The sequence below is a fragment of the Mesorhizobium sp. M0778 genome, assembly GCF_040320105.1.
In the GTDB taxonomy this organism is placed as follows: Bacteria; Pseudomonadota; Alphaproteobacteria; order Rhizobiales; family Rhizobiaceae; genus Mesorhizobium.
This window is the reverse complement of record NZ_JAMYPA010000017.1, coordinates 60,395-74,374: the sequence shown is the minus strand read 5'-3', so window position 1 is coordinate 74,374 and position 13,980 is coordinate 60,395. Positions and strand designations below refer to the sequence as shown.

Annotated in this window: 19 protein-coding genes and 1 pseudogene; 14 read left to right on the top strand and 6 right to left on the bottom strand. The window is 62.8% G+C overall.

Features of this window, described 5'->3' with window-relative positions; genetic code table 11:
• Positions 1-21: 21 nt before the first annotated feature.
• Positions 22-819, bottom strand: coding sequence for an NIPSNAP family protein (locus NKI22_RS22165; protein ID WP_352814894.1), 798 nt, complete (start codon positions 817-819; stop codon positions 22-24).
• 150 nt (positions 820-969) lie between these two features.
• Between NKI22_RS22165 and NKI22_RS22160 the strand changes: the two genes are divergently transcribed.
• Complete coding sequence (locus NKI22_RS22160) at positions 970-1,563, top strand: LmrA/YxaF family transcription factor (protein WP_023722739.1); 594 nt, start codon at positions 970-972, stop codon at positions 1,561-1,563.
• Positions 1,564-1,623: 60 nt separating this feature from the next.
• Here the strand turns inward: NKI22_RS22160 and NKI22_RS22155 are convergent, their stop codons facing one another.
• Positions 1,624-2,217: a hypothetical protein gene (locus tag NKI22_RS22155; RefSeq protein ID WP_023722740.1), complete on the bottom strand. Its 594-nt coding sequence runs from the start codon at positions 2,215-2,217 to the stop codon at positions 1,624-1,626.
• A 119-nt stretch (positions 2,218-2,336) separates the two neighbouring features.
• On the opposite strand from NKI22_RS22155, the gene NKI22_RS22150 reads away from it, so the two are divergent.
• Positions 2,337-3,473, top strand: coding sequence for a metallophosphoesterase (locus tag NKI22_RS22150; RefSeq protein WP_352481755.1), 1,137 nt, complete (start codon positions 2,337-2,339; stop codon positions 3,471-3,473).
• 60 nt (positions 3,474-3,533) lie between these two features.
• On the opposite strand, the gene NKI22_RS22145 is transcribed toward NKI22_RS22150, so the two are convergent.
• A complete protein-coding gene (locus NKI22_RS22145; protein WP_352481754.1) occupies positions 3,534-3,713 on the bottom strand; it encodes a CsbD family protein in 180 nt (59 codons plus the stop codon).
• A 133-nt stretch (positions 3,714-3,846) separates the two neighbouring features.
• Here NKI22_RS22145 and NKI22_RS22140 point away from each other — a divergent pair.
• The 3 genes and pseudogenes from NKI22_RS22140 (at position 3,847) to NKI22_RS22130 (ending at position 6,824) form a co-directional block, all read left to right on the top strand.
• Positions 3,847-5,288, top strand: a pseudogene (locus NKI22_RS22140) (patatin-like phospholipase family protein).
• Between the two features lie 29 nt (positions 5,289-5,317).
• Entirely contained in the window at positions 5,318-5,986 is a 669-nt protein-coding gene (locus NKI22_RS22135) for a glutathione S-transferase family protein (protein WP_023722744.1), read from the top strand.
• Between the two features lie 82 nt (positions 5,987-6,068).
• Positions 6,069-6,824, top strand: coding sequence for an SDR family NAD(P)-dependent oxidoreductase (locus tag NKI22_RS22130; protein WP_023722745.1), 756 nt, complete (start codon positions 6,069-6,071; stop codon positions 6,822-6,824).
• Between the two features lie 19 nt (positions 6,825-6,843).
• On the opposite strand, the gene NKI22_RS22125 is transcribed toward NKI22_RS22130, so the two are convergent.
• Positions 6,844-7,695 (bottom strand): LysR family transcriptional regulator, encoded by an 852-nt coding sequence (locus tag NKI22_RS22125; protein WP_352481751.1) that lies wholly within the window; start codon positions 7,693-7,695, stop codon positions 6,844-6,846.
• Between the two features lie 97 nt (positions 7,696-7,792).
• Here NKI22_RS22125 and NKI22_RS22120 point away from each other — a divergent pair, with 97 nt between their 5' ends.
• The 7 genes from NKI22_RS22120 (at position 7,793) to NKI22_RS22090 (ending at position 11,335) form a co-directional block, all read left to right on the top strand.
• A complete protein-coding gene (locus NKI22_RS22120) occupies positions 7,793-8,254 on the top strand; it encodes a RidA family protein (protein WP_031195259.1) in 462 nt (153 codons plus the stop codon).
• 47 nt (positions 8,255-8,301) lie between these two features.
• Positions 8,302-9,090, top strand: a complete 789-nt coding sequence (locus NKI22_RS22115; RefSeq protein ID WP_023722748.1) for an SDR family oxidoreductase — start codon at positions 8,302-8,304, stop codon at positions 9,088-9,090.
• A 429-nt stretch (positions 9,091-9,519) separates the two neighbouring features.
• Positions 9,520-9,729: a cold-shock protein gene (locus NKI22_RS22110; RefSeq protein WP_010915421.1), complete on the top strand. Its 210-nt coding sequence runs from the start codon at positions 9,520-9,522 to the stop codon at positions 9,727-9,729.
• 416 nt (positions 9,730-10,145) lie between these two features.
• Entirely contained in the window at positions 10,146-10,373 is a 228-nt protein-coding gene (locus NKI22_RS22105; protein WP_352481748.1) for a hypothetical protein, read from the top strand.
• Complete coding sequence (locus NKI22_RS22100; protein WP_352814896.1) at positions 10,373-10,780, top strand: hypothetical protein; 408 nt, start codon at positions 10,373-10,375, stop codon at positions 10,778-10,780. Before NKI22_RS22105 ends, NKI22_RS22100 begins: the two co-directional genes overlap by 1 nt.
• A 1-nt stretch (position 10,781) precedes the next feature.
• Positions 10,782-10,946, top strand: coding sequence for a hypothetical protein (locus NKI22_RS22095; protein ID WP_023722752.1), 165 nt, complete (start codon positions 10,782-10,784; stop codon positions 10,944-10,946).
• Positions 10,947-11,017: 71 nt separating this feature from the next.
• Positions 11,018-11,335, top strand: a complete 318-nt coding sequence (locus NKI22_RS22090) for a YkgJ family cysteine cluster protein (RefSeq protein WP_036245865.1) — start codon at positions 11,018-11,020, stop codon at positions 11,333-11,335.
• Between the two features lie 38 nt (positions 11,336-11,373).
• Here NKI22_RS22090 and NKI22_RS22085 read toward each other — a convergent pair whose 3' ends face one another.
• Positions 11,374-12,294 (bottom strand): AraC family transcriptional regulator, encoded by a 921-nt coding sequence (locus NKI22_RS22085; RefSeq protein ID WP_352588556.1) that lies wholly within the window; start codon positions 12,292-12,294, stop codon positions 11,374-11,376.
• A 44-nt stretch (positions 12,295-12,338) separates the two neighbouring features.
• Between NKI22_RS22085 and NKI22_RS22080 the strand changes: the two genes are divergently transcribed.
• A complete protein-coding gene (locus tag NKI22_RS22080; RefSeq protein ID WP_352814898.1) occupies positions 12,339-12,884 on the top strand; it encodes a nuclear transport factor 2 family protein in 546 nt (181 codons plus the stop codon).
• An 86-nt stretch (positions 12,885-12,970) separates the two neighbouring features.
• Positions 12,971-13,582, top strand: a complete 612-nt coding sequence (locus tag NKI22_RS22075; RefSeq protein WP_023722756.1) for a LysE family translocator — start codon at positions 12,971-12,973, stop codon at positions 13,580-13,582.
• 6 nt (positions 13,583-13,588) lie between these two features.
• Here NKI22_RS22075 and NKI22_RS22070 read toward each other — a convergent pair whose 3' ends face one another.
• Positions 13,589-13,975, bottom strand: a complete 387-nt coding sequence (locus tag NKI22_RS22070; protein WP_352814900.1) for a nuclear transport factor 2 family protein — start codon at positions 13,973-13,975, stop codon at positions 13,589-13,591.
• Positions 13,976-13,980 lie beyond the last annotated feature (5 nt).

Below are 13,980 nucleotides of genomic sequence, written 5' to 3'. Positions count from 1 at the left end.
GGAGGCGTCGACGATGTTGGTTCATACCGAAATTGGGTGCTGCCCGAGCAGCGATCGCGCCGTCGGTAACAGACGCAAAACCTCCGCGGGCCTGGCGAATTCCCGTTGTACGGTCTGCTGAAGCGCCTGCCAGTCTGGGGAGGCGGCCAAGGCCGCCTCGTGGCGGGTATGCGCCTCGGCGCTGTCGAAACCCGTGACGCTGATGAAGACGTTTTCGCTGGCCCGCACCGGCAGCCGCGGAAAGCTGTTTTCGGCATGCTCGGTGACGAAGGCGGCGAGCGGTTGTCCGCCAAGTGCGGCAACAACCGGAAGAGCCCCGGTCTGGAAATCCCTGGCGAAGCCGGCTTCGAGGCCCGGTCGCAAATGATGAATCCTGATGACAACAATTGCCTGCAAAGCACTGCTTGTGCTTGGTTCTTCGAGATCCGTCTGGGGTACTCGTTGCGATCCCGAGAGGTCGAAGCCGGCGCCCGGCCAAGCCGGTTTCAGCAGCAGCACGTCGTCGGAATCGATCATCGTGGCGTTGGCGGCGTTGCGCCAGGCCGCCCAGACCGGCCCGTCATAGAAGGCGGCCAGCGCATGCTTCCGCGCGATCATGCCGTCGAAGCCGCGCAACCAGACGAACATATCTGGCCGGTCGAGGTCGCGGAACTGGCCGATGATGGTCATCCCCGCGGTTTCCTGGCCCTCGATCAAATGATTGTCGAAGATGCCGATCAGCGTCTCGCGTCGGCCAGGTTTCAGCGTGTATTGCCGAAGTTCGACGACGGGCGAGGCGAGCAGATCGGATTTAGGCGCGGCATTCAAAGGCAGGTTCATCGCTCGATCTCAAAAACAGGACAGTCATCCTGTTTTATAAAACAGACCGGTTGTCCTGTTTTGTCAATCTGCTATCGTGTGGAAATGTCAGCAGAGACCACAGCCCGCCCAAAGGCGCGGGCTAAAAAACGCACCAATGACCCCGAAGGCATGCGCAAAAAGGTGCTCGATGTCGCCGAAGAGGCGTTTCAGGCACGCGGCTATCACGCCTCCAGCATGGGCGACTTGATGGCGACGGCGGGCGTCACCGGCGGCGCGCTGCACCACCATTTCGCGACCAAGAAGGCGCTGGCGCTAGCAGTCATCGAAGAGCGGGTCGCCGCCGCCGTCGAGGAGACCTGGATCGCGCCAGTGCGGAGGGCCGGCTCGGCGCGGGAGGGCGTGCGCGCCGTGTTCGCGGCCGTCGCGGCGGAGCTGGAGCAGCAGGGATTCGTGCGCGGCTGCCCGCTCAACAATCTGGCGCACGAACTGTCGCTTGCCGATCCGGATTTCCGCATTGCCCTTGCCGACATTTTTTCGGCCTGGCGTCAGGCGATTGCCGACAAGATCAGGGCCGACCAGCAGGCGGGCCGGGAGCAGGGCACCGATCCGCAGCGCTTCGCAGCGCTCGCCGTCGCCACCTATTCCGGCGCCATGTCGATGGCCAAGACCGCACAGGACACAAGAGTGCTGCGCGACTGCCTGATGGCCTTGGAACAGGGAGTCACGAGGCGACGTCGCAGGATACTCCACAAAGCCCCTTGACGCCGGCAGGACAGAGGCGCCGCCGTCGCTCACTATGACCGAGGTGGGGAGGCCGAGCTCTTAATTCGGCAGCGGCTTGATCAGCTCGTAGCCGACCACGCTTTCGGCGCTGGTGCCCTCGTCATAGCGCCTGGCCACAACTGCCTGCAAGTCGGGTGCGTAAAGCGCGGTAAACTCGTCCCGCGTCTCGCCGGCCTCGCTCCTGATCGTCTGCTTGACCGCGAGCACGGAGTATTTGCATTCACCCAGGCTGAACGTCTCCTTGCCCTTGACGTTGATCTCCAGCGTCTCGGTGCCCTTCGGCGGCTTGTTCGGTGCGAGGCGGGCAAACACGATCTTGTTCTTAGCCCCCGCCTTCAGCGGGAACACCTTCCTGAGATCGGAAAACGGGATCATCGCCAGCTGCCCCGTGCTGCTGTCGCGAAACACCTCGATCAGTCCGCCGAACAGGTACTGCGACTGCGGCGATTGCGACTGGTATTTGTTGGCAACGGCCACCATTCCGCCCGCTGCCGGTCGAAATTCGCTGTGGATGCCAGGCCTTTCGAGAATGAAGCCGGCCTTGGCCGATTTGACGTCGATGCACTCGGCGCCATGCGCTGCGCTCGTCACCGCCAGAATGGCCATTGTCATGCCGATGGATGCAGTTTTCATGCCGTCCTCCTCTGCCCGCGCAAGTTGAATGCCGAAAGCAATGCCAGACCTGGGAGAACGTGTCGACATACTTTGCGAGCAACTGGACTGCCGATCCGCGTCGTGCTGAATTTTAGCGCATGATGCATCGCATTCCCGCCCTACCGGTTTCTCGGCGCAGCTTCCTGATGCAGGCAGCGGCCGTTGCCGCGGCCGGCGCCGTTTCGCGCCCGGCCTTCGGCCAGACCGGGCAGCGCATCCCGCCGATCGACGCCACCTTCCTGTTTATCGCTGATGTCCATGCCTGCCGAATGGCGAACGGATTGAGCCCGCATTGCGAGCAGGAGGGCAAGACCGACGCTGCCTTGCTGCGCAACGTCGCCGCACTCAACGGCGTCGGTGACAGACAATGGCCGGCTGAAATCGAAGGCGTTGCCACCGGCCTGCGCTCGACGGGCAACATCGGCACGCCGCTCGGCCTCGTCGTCGGCGGCGACATCACCGATGACGGCGGCGGCCAGATCACCCAGCCCAGCGAGGGCACGCAGCTGCTTCAGTTCAGCCAGCGCTACCAGCAGGGCGTCGGCCCCGACCGTGTGCACATGCCCGTCTATGTCGGCCTCGGCAACCACGACCTCGACCAGAACGGCCCGCGCTCGCATGTCGACTGGTACCGCCGCGAAATGCGCGACTATGTCGAGGTCAACCACCGCCCCGGCGTGTTCTTCAAGCCGCCTGCGCCGGCGACCGACTACGACGTCGAGACCGACTGCTATTCATGGGATTGGGGCGGTCTGCATCTTGTCCAGACGCACCGTTTTGCCGGCGATACCGGCCACGGCGCCGCCAACAGCCTGCCATGGCTGAAGCAGGATCTGGCGACCTATGCCGGCGACGGCCGCCCGGTCATCCTGTTCCAGCATTATGGCTGGGATACTTTTTCGATCGAAAGATGGGACGCCGCCGAGAGAACCTTCGACGACAGCGGCACGGGTCCGCCGCATTGGTGGAGCGAAGTCGACAGGCAGGCGCTGCTGGCCGTGCTGAAAGGCTACAATGTCGTCGGCATCTTCCATGGCCACCAGCACGCAACGCCGATGATCTACCGCCGTGACGGGCTCGACTTGTTCAAACCGAAGGCCGCCTTCATGGGCGGCTTTGCCTTGGCGCGGGTGACCGGAAACAGCATGGATGTGGTGCTGGGCGAAGCCGCCGGAAATCATGGCGAGGTCACCTTCACCAATGCATACAGCAAAAGCCTGACTTTCTTACGGTAAGAGAGGGCGCAAAAAAGGCGGCCGAGCCGCCTTTTTCCTGGTTCGCGAAGGGGGCCAGTGTCAAAGCGCCTTCTTCACCTTGTCCTTCACGTCGCCGTAAGCCTTCTGCATCTTGCCGGTCGCCTTGTCGACGTCGCCTTCGGCCTCGGTGCGCCTGTTGCCGGTGGCCTTGCCGGCGGCCTGCTTGACCGAGCCCTTGGCTTGCTTGGCGACGCCTGCCACCTGATCCTTGTTCACCATCGCGCATCTCCTGGAGTTCGGGAGTTTTATTTGCGAGGCAAACGGTCAGGCACCGCTTCGGTTCCATGCATCGCCGGACAACCGGTTGCACCCGGCGCGGTAATGCGGCTAGGCTCTGCCCGGGGGGATTTCGATGCGTTTTCGCCTTGCCTGTGCCGTTGCGACGTCCATGCTTTTGGCAGGCTGCGTCGCCGATGATGTCGGGCCGATCAACGTCTTTACGCCCGAAGCCGGCAGGCCGTCGCCGGCTTTCATTCCAGATCCGGGCGACGACGGCTCGACTGTGCTCGGCCTCGCCTTCTCCGGTGGCGGCACCCGGGCCGCGGCCTTCTCCTACGGCGTTCTGCGGGCGCTGGACGACATCGTCATCGACGAGCAGCCGCGGCGGCGCACGCTGGTCGATGACATCAGGATGATTTCCGGTGCATCAGGCGGCGCGGTGACTGCCGCCTATTTCGGCTACAAGGGCGAGGACGGCTACCGCGACTTTCGCGAACGGTTCCTGATCCAGAATGCTGAGGCCGACCTTCGAACAAGGCTGTCGCCGTTCAACCTTGTCCGCGCCTACTATGGCGGCGTCAATGACCGCAGCGGTTTTGCCAAATGGCTGAACGACAATCTCTTCGACGATGCGACATTCGAGGCGTTCGCCAAGCCGGACCGGCCCATCATCTGGATCAACGCGTCCGATATCTATAACCGCACGCCATTTCTGTTCAGCTACGACACTTTCGCGGCGCTTTGTAGCGATCTCGACAAGATGCGGTTGGCTGATGCGGTCGCGGCTTCCGCTGCCGTGCCGGTGGTCTTCGCGCCGATCGTGGTTTCCGCCACCAGCCCGGATTGCGGCTACCCAGGCCGCAATGGTTGAGCCGGGCACTGGCCGATCACAATGCCTCTATCAGGCTCAAGGCCTATGCCAGCGCGCTCGATTCCTATCAAAACGCCGATCCCCTCGACTATGTGAAATTGCTGGACGGTGGTCTGACCGATAATCTCGGCGTCACCGGCTTTACCCTGGAGCGCTCCGCCGCCGGCACCCCCTATGGTCCGCTGTCGCCGGCCGCCGCTGTCCGGTTGAGGACGCTGCTTTTCATCGTTGCCGACGCCGGCGCCGACAACGACGTGAGCTGGGCCAAGTCTATCCACGGACCGCGGCTTAGCGAGTTGCTCGACGCCGTGACGAGCACCACCATGGCGGCCGCGGTGCGCGACGAAGCCGACGCACTGAAGCTGGCCGTCTCGCAATGGCGCGGTGAATTGGTCCGCTACCGCTGTGCTTTGCCGACCTCGACCGTGGCTGCCTATCGCGGCTCGACTGCCGGCTGGGATTGCCGCGATGTTGAACTCGTGGTCCAATATCTGTCCTTTGCCGACCTCGACCAGGCGACACAGGCCAAGCTGAACGCTGTCCCGACGCGGCTGAAATTGCCGGTCGATCAGGTCGACCTCACCATCGCGGCCGGTCGCGAGGCGCTGCTGGTCAATACGGATATCACCAAGGCGGTCGCCGCCATCCGCGCTCGCGCCGGCGTCACGCCGGGGGCACAATTGGCCGCGGCACAAGCAAACTGAGCCGCTGGGCTCGACACGGAGAGACCATCTTGGCTGAATTCACGCTCTTCATCGGCAACAAATGCTTCTCGTCCTGGTCACTGAGGCCATGGCTGGCGATGAAGCATCTGGAGATACCGTTCGAGGAAGGTTTTGTGCGCCTGCGCACGCCCGAGACCGCCGCCAATCTGGCCAGGATATCGCCGACCGGCCAGGTGCCGGTGCTGAACCATCGGCTGCCGAATGGCGAGATCCGGATCGTCTGGGAAACCCTTGCCATCCTTGAATATCTTGCCGACCTGTTTCCCGACAAGAAGCTCTGGCCGGCCGATATCGGCGCTCGCGCGCACGCCCGCTCGGCGGCGACAGAGATGCATTCCGGCTTTCGCGAGGTCCGCTATGGCTGGCCGATGAATTTGCGCCGGCCAAAAGGCCACAAGCCGCTCGACGCCGAAGGTGAGGCGCAACGGGCGCGCATCGAGGATCTGTGGCGGCAATGCCGGGAAAAATACGGCAAAGGCGGGCCGTTCCTGTTTGGCCATTTCACCGCGGCCGACGCCATGTACGCGCCGGTCGTCACCCGCTTCGACACCTATGGCGGCACGCTGGCGCCCGACACCCGCGCCTATGTCGATGCCGTGCTTTCGATGCCGGCGATGCGCCACTGGTATGCGGAGGCGGCGAAGGAGCCATGGCCGGAGCCCGGCCCCGACGAATGAGCCGAGCAACCGGCGAGCTGGTCTTCCACTTCGCGGCCCGCGGCCTATCTGAAGATCGGGCAGGGGCTTTGGAGACTTCACAATGACAGCTGTTTCTTCCGCACTGGCCGGCAAGGTCGCGCTTGTCACCGGCGCCTCGTCGGGCATCGGCGAGGCAACCGCTGTGGCGCTGGCGGCCGCCGGGGCAAAGGTGGCGATTGCCGCCCGCCGCGCCGATCGCCTCGAAGCGCTGGCCGCGCGTATCGAAAAGGCCGGCGGCACGGCACTCCGTATCGCGGCCGACGTCACCAGCAACGACGATGTCACCGCCATGGTCGACAAGGTTGTCGCCGAATGGGGCCGCCTCGACATCCTCGTCAACAATGCCGGGGTGATGCTTCTGTCGCCGGCCGCCGAGGCGGTGCTCGATGACTGGCGCCGCATGGTCGAGCTCAACCTGCTGGCGCTGATGGGTGTCACCAAAGCGGCGCTGCCGCATCTCAGGGCCGCCAAGGGTCACATCGTCAATGTCTCGTCGGTCGCCGGCCGCGTCGCCAATCCCGGCGCCAGCGGCTATGCCGCAACCAAGTTCGGCGTCGTCGGCTTTTCCGAATCGCTGCGCCGCGAAGTCTACTCCGACAAGGTTCGCGTCACCGTCATCGAACCCGGCCTGGTGCGCACCGAGCTCGGCGACCATATCACCAATCCGGCGGCGAAGACTGGGCTCGACCAGCGGCTCGCCGCCATGGAGGCGCTGGCAGCCGAGGACATCGCCGCGGCCATTCTCTACGCCGTGAGCCAGCCGGCGCACGTCAACGTCAACGAGATCGTCATCCGCCCGACCGACCAGGAACGGTGAATGACGTCGGATCGTTTCGTTAGACTTCGAATCCCGCCCGCAGGAAATCGCCACACTCCTCGACCAGCCGGGACGGGTCCCTCGCAAGGTAGACGCCGAAATCCGCCATCGGCGCCGGCGGCAGGTTGAAGCGTCCGTTGAGGCTTTGGCAGTCGGGCGGCAGTCCTTCCTGCAGCAGAAGGCCGATGCCAAGCCCGGCCCTCAGCGCCGAGATCAGCGTCGCGAAAGTCGACACGCGGCAGCCGATCTTCCAGCCGAGCCCGGCCTCGGCGAGCGAGGCCAGCATTCTGTCCTGCCAGGAGCAGGCGCCTTCGAAGATGACCAGCGGAAGCTCGACCTCGTCATCGATCTCGATCATGCGGCTTGCCGCCCAGACCAGCTGTCGTGACAGATGACCTCGCGGCGCCTTTGTGAAGCGCGCCGGATCGGCCATGACGATGTCGCATTTTCCTTCGCCCAGCGACTTGCTGAGATCGGCGCTGCTGGCCGATGTCAGCTCGATCTCCACGGAAGGATGCCGGCGGCGGAAGTCGGCAATGATCAGCGGCAGCCGTGTCACCGCCAAATCCTCGATGATGCCCAGCCGGACACGGCCGACCAGCCTGCGGCCTTCTATCTCGCGCCTGGCATCGTCGCCGATCGCGATGGCCTTGCGGGCGAAGGCGAGCAGGATCTCGCCGGCCTCGGTCAGCGTCACGCCGCGCGGCGAACGGCGCAGCAGCTCGGCGCCGACTTCACCCTCGAGGCGCTGAAGCTGCATGCTCACCGCCGCCTGGGTGCGGGCAAGTCGATCGGCCGCCCGGCTCACCGTTCCCGTATCGGCCACGGTGACGAAGGCACGCAGCAGCCTGACGTCGATATCTCCAGTCATAAGAATTCCTGATAGCTGTGTCAGCACTATCAGGCTATCCGAAAGCCCGATCTGAATTCAAGGTCCGCTCGCACGAACGAAAACAGGAGCAGCCACCTTGTCCTACAGAAGAAGATTTGAGGAGTTCGGTGTCGCCTGGCCGTCGCTCGAGCGGCCTGCTTTGCCGTTCTCGCCGACGGTTCGGGTCGCCGACATCGTCTATGTCTCCGGTCAGATTCCCGAGATCGCGCAGGAGATCGCCGCGATCGGCCAGGTCGGCAGAGAGATCGATCTGGCTGCTGCGCAGAACGCCGCCCGGCTCTGCGCGGCCAACATCGTCTATTGGCTGGACAAGGAACTGGACGGCAATCTTGACCGTGTCGTGAAATTCGCCAAGCTGACCGTCTATGTGAATGCGACGGCCGGCTTTTCGGCCTATTCGGAGGTCGGCAACGGAGCATCCGAATTTCTGCTCCATGTTTTCGGCGAGCGTGGCGAGCACGCCCGCTGCTCGCTCGGCATGGCCGGCTTGCCGGCCAATGTTCCGGTCGAAGCCGACGCTATCGTGCATGTCCGCTAGGGAAGTCGCTCGAAATAGCCAGTGAAACCAGCAGGAGGCTTGGCTTGATGGATGCAAATCTTGAGGGGCGGAGGGCGCTTGTTCTCGGCGGAGGCAAGGGCCTCGGTTTCGGCGTTGCCGAAGCGCTCGCGGCGAAAGGCGCCGAGATCATCCTGGTCGGACGAGGGGAGGCGACCCTGGATGTGGCGCGGCGCGCGATCGAGGCCGCCGGCCACATCTGCTCGACCTTCAGCGCCGACCTCTCCGACCACGACAGCGTCTCCCGGCTGATCCATGCCGTCGAGGACGAGCATCAGCGGATCGACATCGTCCTGCTCAATGGCGGCGGCCCGCCGCCCTTCGCGGCCAGCGTCTTCGATGCGAGCGTCTGGGAGAAGCAGTTCACCAGCATGGTGCTGAGCCAGATGCGCGTTGCCATTTCTTTCCTGCCAGGCATGCGGGCGCGGCGCTGGGGACGCATCATCGCCGTTTCCTCGACTTCCGTCCGCGAGCCGATCCCCGGCCTTACCGCCTCGAATGCGCTGCGTGCGTCGCTCGCCGGGTGGGCCAAGACGCTGGCCGGCGAAGTGGCGGCGGACGGCGTTACCGTCAACCTGTTGCTGCCTGGCCGTTTTGCGACGGACCGGACCAAACAGTTCGACGCCATGGACGCCGCCGACAGGGGTGTCGACGCTGCCGTGATCGCCGCCGAGAGTCAGGCCGATATCCCGGCAAAGCGCTACGGCACTCCCGCCGAATTCGGTGCGGTTGCAGCATTCCTGGCCAGCGACGCCGCCGCCTATATTACCGGCGTGGCTTTGCCGGTGGATGGCGGGCTCAGTCGCGGCATGGTGTGAGGAGCAGGGGGCGGCGGCGCGAATGGTCGCATCACACAGGAACGCCCCTCGTGCCTTTTATCTGCGCGGGGGGCGTCCTGGTGATCGTCCGCCTTTTCTCAAGATCGCTCTTTCGAGAACGGCGTTCGACACCGAAAAAATGCTCCGGCGCCAAAATGGTTCCCGGCTAAGTGGTTTTTTCGGCGGGCAATAGCCCGGTTTTCGCTGTCGTATTTGCCGCCGCCGCGCATCTCCACGAGTGTTGCAAATCAAAAAATTGACACAGCGCGCAAAGAAGTCTACAAGAATTTTGTCGATGTTTGTTTGACCGACTTTTGTTATCCGCGTGCCGAGGCGCGCCTTTGACGAACTTCCCCATCAAAATCGAGACAAACGTTGTTGTGCATCCGCATGACGGCGAACGAATATTTGCCATGGAAAGGGTTCGTTATGAGCACAGGCACAGTTAAATGGTTCAACGCCACCAAGGGTTTTGGTTTTATTCAGCCTGACGACGGTTCTGCCGACGTTTTTGTCCACATCTCAGCCGTCGAGCGCGCCGGAATGCGCGACATCGTCGAGGGCCAGAAGCTTGGCTACGAGATGGTCCGCGACAACAAGTCGGGCAAGATGTCCGCCGACCAGTTGAAGGCGGCCTAAAACGGAATTCAGCCTCACCGGTGACCACGGATGTACTGGCACCGGTGAATGGCAAATTCCAGCGCATGGTCGCGGGGAGGTTAAGCCCCCCGCTCATGCGCATGAGAAGAACGTTTCTTTGCGCGTCTCTCGGGATGCGCGGGCGCTCTCATGGAAGGTCAGGCGGTGCCTGGCCTTTTTCATTTTTGCGCTTCGACCGCCGAAAGAGCGCTGCTCGACGGCCCGGACGTGCTAAGAGGCTGTTTCGAAATTCGCTCTGACGGCCATCAGACGGCCGTCAGAGTAGAATTTCCAAACGGTCTCTGAGGACGTTCCAGCAATTTGAAACCGGCTGCCGTATTGCTTTGTGCGGGATCCTGGCCGAAAGACCAATCTCGCCACTTTTCGGCGGCGCGCTCCGAACCGGGAGAAAGACCTTGACCGCAACTTCAAAAAGACCCCGCGACCAGGCCGAATCCATTTTTAGCAAGACGCGGACCCAGTCGATGTCGCTCGACCGCATCAATTCCGAACGGGATGCCGTCAGCCAGGCGCGCGAAGCCAAGACCGCGCGGCTGCGCGAACTGCGCCTGGAAAAGGAAGCCGATGACATGGCGGCAGCGGTTGCGCTCGCGGCCTCGCCGAAACGCGCGGGCAAACGCTGATGGCCACCAAACGCGTGCCTCAAGAGGCGATCGCCGCCGATTCGACCATCGCCGATGTCGTGGGTGAGCTCGACAAGCCGGTCGAATATGTCCGGCGCGTGCTCGAAAAGCTCGAGCGCTGCCGGCGTGTCCACGGCGATGCCCAGGTGCGGCTCGGCGTGCGCGGCCGTGCCGAATGCCCCAATTATCTGATCGAATACGTCCGGGAAAACGCCAAGACGCACGAGCGCGTGACCTATCAGGACGCCGCCTACAGCGGCAGCACGCATCGCGAGCTGGCGCCCCGGCACATCGAGGAAGCCAGGAACTGGTCGCCCGAAGAAATGAACATCACGGCCGTTTCGGCGCTCATCGGCCGCCTTCGCAATCCGAATGCGCCATCATCGCGTTTCTCTGACGAGGATTGATATGGCAATCAAGTTTTCCGCCAAGGGCCAGCCAGCCGCGCCTGCTGCCGCCGTGAAGCCGGCCAAGCCGGCCGCCGCACCAAAAACCGGTGAAGCCGCCGAAGCGGGTACCGATCTGTTCAGGTCGCCGGCCGAAGCACCGCCGCGCAAGCCGAAGAAGAAATAGCACCCTTGCAGCAAAATGCCGGCCGGAAATCTGCGCCAAGGCTGCTTGCCCTGGCGGTCGCAGAGGATTTTTTGTCGCCACAAGAGGGCGCCGATCCGGTTGCCTTCGATTGCCAGACCTGTGGCGCCTGCTGCGCCTACTCGTCAAGATGGCCGCGCTTTTCAACCGAGGATGACGCGCAACTCGACCTTATCCCGCAAAAATACGTGGCTGCCGATGAAGCCGGCATGCGCTGCGACGGCGCGCGCTGTTCGGCACTGTGCGGCGAGGTCGGCAAGTCGACCGCCTGCGGCATCTACGAGATCCGTCCCGACGTCTGCCGCGCCTGCATGCCGGGCGATGACGACTGCCTGATGGCGCGCCTGGCTCACGGACTGCCGACGCTGTAATGACGGCCCTCGGGCTGGCGTCTCACTTTTGAAATTCGTCAGTCAGATGAGCGAAAGTCGCTGCGGTAGAGGCCGGGCGATCGTCCGGTCAACCGTTTGAATGCCTGCGAGAACGACGGCACCGACTCATATCCGACGGCGCACCCGATCTCGCCAATGTTCTGGTTCGTTTCCCGCAGAGCCTTGGCGGCAAGGTTCATCCGCCAGCGAGTCACATAGGACAGCGGCGGCTGTCCCACGAGTTGAGCGAAGCGACGCGCGAAGGTGGCCCGGGACTGTGCCGCGCCGCTGGCAAGGGAAGCGATAGTCCAGGGACCATCCGGCCGCTCGTGGATCAGGCGCAAAGCCTGCGCAATGCCTTTATCGCGTAAGGCGCCAAACCATCCGCCTGTTCCGAGAGGCTGATGTTCTATCCAGGCACGCAATAAGAAGATCAACGTGCTGTCGAGAAGACGTGGGGCGACAATGTCGTGACCGCCGAGATTGCTTTTTGCTTCGACCTGCAGAAGTTCCAGGGCAAGCCGCAGCGGCTCGCTGGTGTCGATCTGATCTCGGGTCAAATGGATCAGCGGTGGAAGCAGCGAAACCATCGGATATGGTCCGACGCCGTCGAGTGAATATCTCGCACAAAGAAGAGTTGTCGCGCCGCTCTCGCTTTTCGGTTCCAGTCCGCTCCGATTTGCGGAAAGGACGGCGGATATCGATGCCGTCGGTGCATCCGCCGGATTGCAAAGGGCATGCCCGATACCGCTCGCGACAAGGATGACGTCTCCCTCGCCTAAGCGGATCGGCTCCTTTTCACCGGCTAGCCGCAGCCAGCATTCGCCGTTCTGTATGACGTGGATGGCGGCATTCCTTGTCGGATCGACCGAAATACCCCATGGCCGATGCAGGGTCGCGCTGCCGATCATGGCGCTGCCAAATCTCAGCGAAGCAAGAACTTCGGACAAGGCATCCATGAGAACCATCCTCCGATGATGAATCGGACAACGATATTAGACGATTGGATAAGAATCTAGCGGAATGGCATATCGACCATCTCACAAGCGTGGCTGATTATGTTGGCAATGTCGGCCTGCGGACGCTCCTGTCCACAACAGGCGGAAGCAGCCACCTCACGGAGCAAAACATGCGTGACGAACCATCAAATCCAGCTACAGCCAAGAGTCATAATTCGCTCGAAACCAACAAGACGATCGTCCTGGACTTCATCGACAAAGCAGTAAACCAGGGCAACATCGAAGCTGCTTCGATGCATTTTGGCGAACGCTACATCCAACATAATCCGAACATTGCGGATGGTGCGGACGGCTTCAAAGCCTATCTGCAGCAGCTCAAACAGTCATTTCCCCTCGTGAGGGGAGAGGTGAAGCGGATTTTTGCCGAAGGGGATTTCGTCATCGTGCACATGCACGCAAAACGCGAACCCGAAGAGGAGGGCTTGGCCATCGTCGACATTTTCAGGCTGAACGAAAGTAAGCTCGTCGAACACTGGGAAGTTCGGCAACCCATCGCGGATAGCAAGCTGCACGCCAATAGCATGATCTGAATGCGGATAGGCTCTCAGGCTGGCTTGTGCCCGCACGTTTCGCTGATTACGCTGCCGGCGGCAGGGCCAGCACCGGGAGACCATCTGTGAGCATCGAATTCCTGTTGACGTCGCTGATTGTCGTGGCTTCGCCCGGCACTGGCGTTCTCTATACGCTGAGCGCCGGGCTTTCGCGTGGTGCGCGTGCCAGCATCATTGCCGCTTTCGGCTGCACGCTCGGCATCATTCCGCATATGGCGGCCGCCATCACCGGCCTCGCGGCTCTGCTGCACACCAGCGCCGTCGCCTTCGAGACGCTGAAATATCTCGGCGTCGCCTACCTGCTCTACATGGCCTGGAACACGCTGAAGGAGAAGGGCGGCCTGAGCGTCGACGAAAATGTCGCGCCGCGCTCGGCCGGCAAAGTGATCACTTCGGGCATCCTCATCAACATTCTCAATCCGAAGCTGTCGATCTTCTTCTTTGCCTTCCTGCCGCAATTCGTCAGCACCACCGAATCGCATGCGCTGTCGAAGATGCTGGAGCTCAGCAGCGTCTTCATGCTGCTCACCTTCGTGGTCTTTGTCGGCTACGGCATCTTCGCGGCGTCGATCCGCAGCCATGTCGTGTCGCGACCAAAGGTGCTGACCTGGATGCGCCGCACCTTCGCCGGAGCCTTTGTCATGCTCGGCGCCAAACTGGCGCTGGCGGACCGGTAGACAGCCTTATCCCTTCACGTAGCCCCTGGCCTCGACAATCTGCCCGTCCGCCACGCGCATCAGGTTGACGCCGCGCAGCGAATTGCCGTCGGCCATCCAGTAGCGCCAGCGGATCGTCGCCCGGTCGCCGGCGACGAAGGTTTCTTCGATGTCGAAGCGCGTGCCGCGTCCGGTCGCGATCGCCGACCACAGTTCGACGCAGGCGCCCTTGCCGATGCGGCGGGCGCCGTCCGGGGCCGGCGTGGTGTTCTCGATCACGCAATCTTCCGCCACCAGATCGTCGAGCGCCGACGCGTCGTGGCGCTGGAAGACGTCGTTGTAGCGCCGCATGATCTCGGCCGTTTCGGCGGAGCGTTTTGCCGCGGCGATGTCGATGATGAGTTCCTGTGTCATTGGAT

Excerpts from the sequence above, each read along its gene's own strand:
- NKI22_RS22165 (WP_352814894.1), bottom strand. The coding sequence starts at position 819 with ATGAACCTGCCTTTGAATGCCGCGCCTAAATCCGATCTGCTCGCCTCG.
- NKI22_RS22160 (WP_023722739.1), top strand. The coding sequence starts at position 970 with ATGCGCAAAAAGGTGCTCGATGTCGCCGAAGAGGCGTTTCAGGCACGC.
- NKI22_RS22155 (WP_023722740.1), bottom strand. The coding sequence starts at position 2,217 with ATGAAAACTGCATCCATCGGCATGACAATGGCCATTCTGGCGGTGACG.
- NKI22_RS22150 (WP_352481755.1), top strand. The coding sequence starts at position 2,337 with ATGATGCATCGCATTCCCGCCCTACCGGTTTCTCGGCGCAGCTTCCTG.
- NKI22_RS22145 (WP_352481754.1), bottom strand. The coding sequence starts at position 3,713 with ATGGTGAACAAGGATCAGGTGGCAGGCGTCGCCAAGCAAGCCAAGGGC.
- NKI22_RS22130 (WP_023722745.1), top strand. The coding sequence starts at position 6,069 with ATGACAGCTGTTTCTTCCGCACTGGCCGGCAAGGTCGCGCTTGTCACC.
- NKI22_RS22125 (WP_352481751.1), bottom strand. The coding sequence starts at position 7,695 with ATGACTGGAGATATCGACGTCAGGCTGCTGCGTGCCTTCGTCACCGTG.
- NKI22_RS22115 (WP_023722748.1), top strand. The coding sequence starts at position 8,302 with ATGGATGCAAATCTTGAGGGGCGGAGGGCGCTTGTTCTCGGCGGAGGC.
- NKI22_RS22110 (WP_010915421.1), top strand. The coding sequence starts at position 9,520 with ATGAGCACAGGCACAGTTAAATGGTTCAACGCCACCAAGGGTTTTGGT.
- NKI22_RS22100 (WP_352814896.1), top strand. The coding sequence starts at position 10,373 with ATGGCCACCAAACGCGTGCCTCAAGAGGCGATCGCCGCCGATTCGACC.
- NKI22_RS22095 (WP_023722752.1), top strand. The coding sequence starts at position 10,782 with ATGGCAATCAAGTTTTCCGCCAAGGGCCAGCCAGCCGCGCCTGCTGCC.
- NKI22_RS22085 (WP_352588556.1), bottom strand. The coding sequence starts at position 12,294 with ATGGATGCCTTGTCCGAAGTTCTTGCTTCGCTGAGATTTGGCAGCGCC.
- NKI22_RS22070 (WP_352814900.1), bottom strand. The coding sequence starts at position 13,975 with ATGACACAGGAACTCATCATCGACATCGCCGCGGCAAAACGCTCCGCC.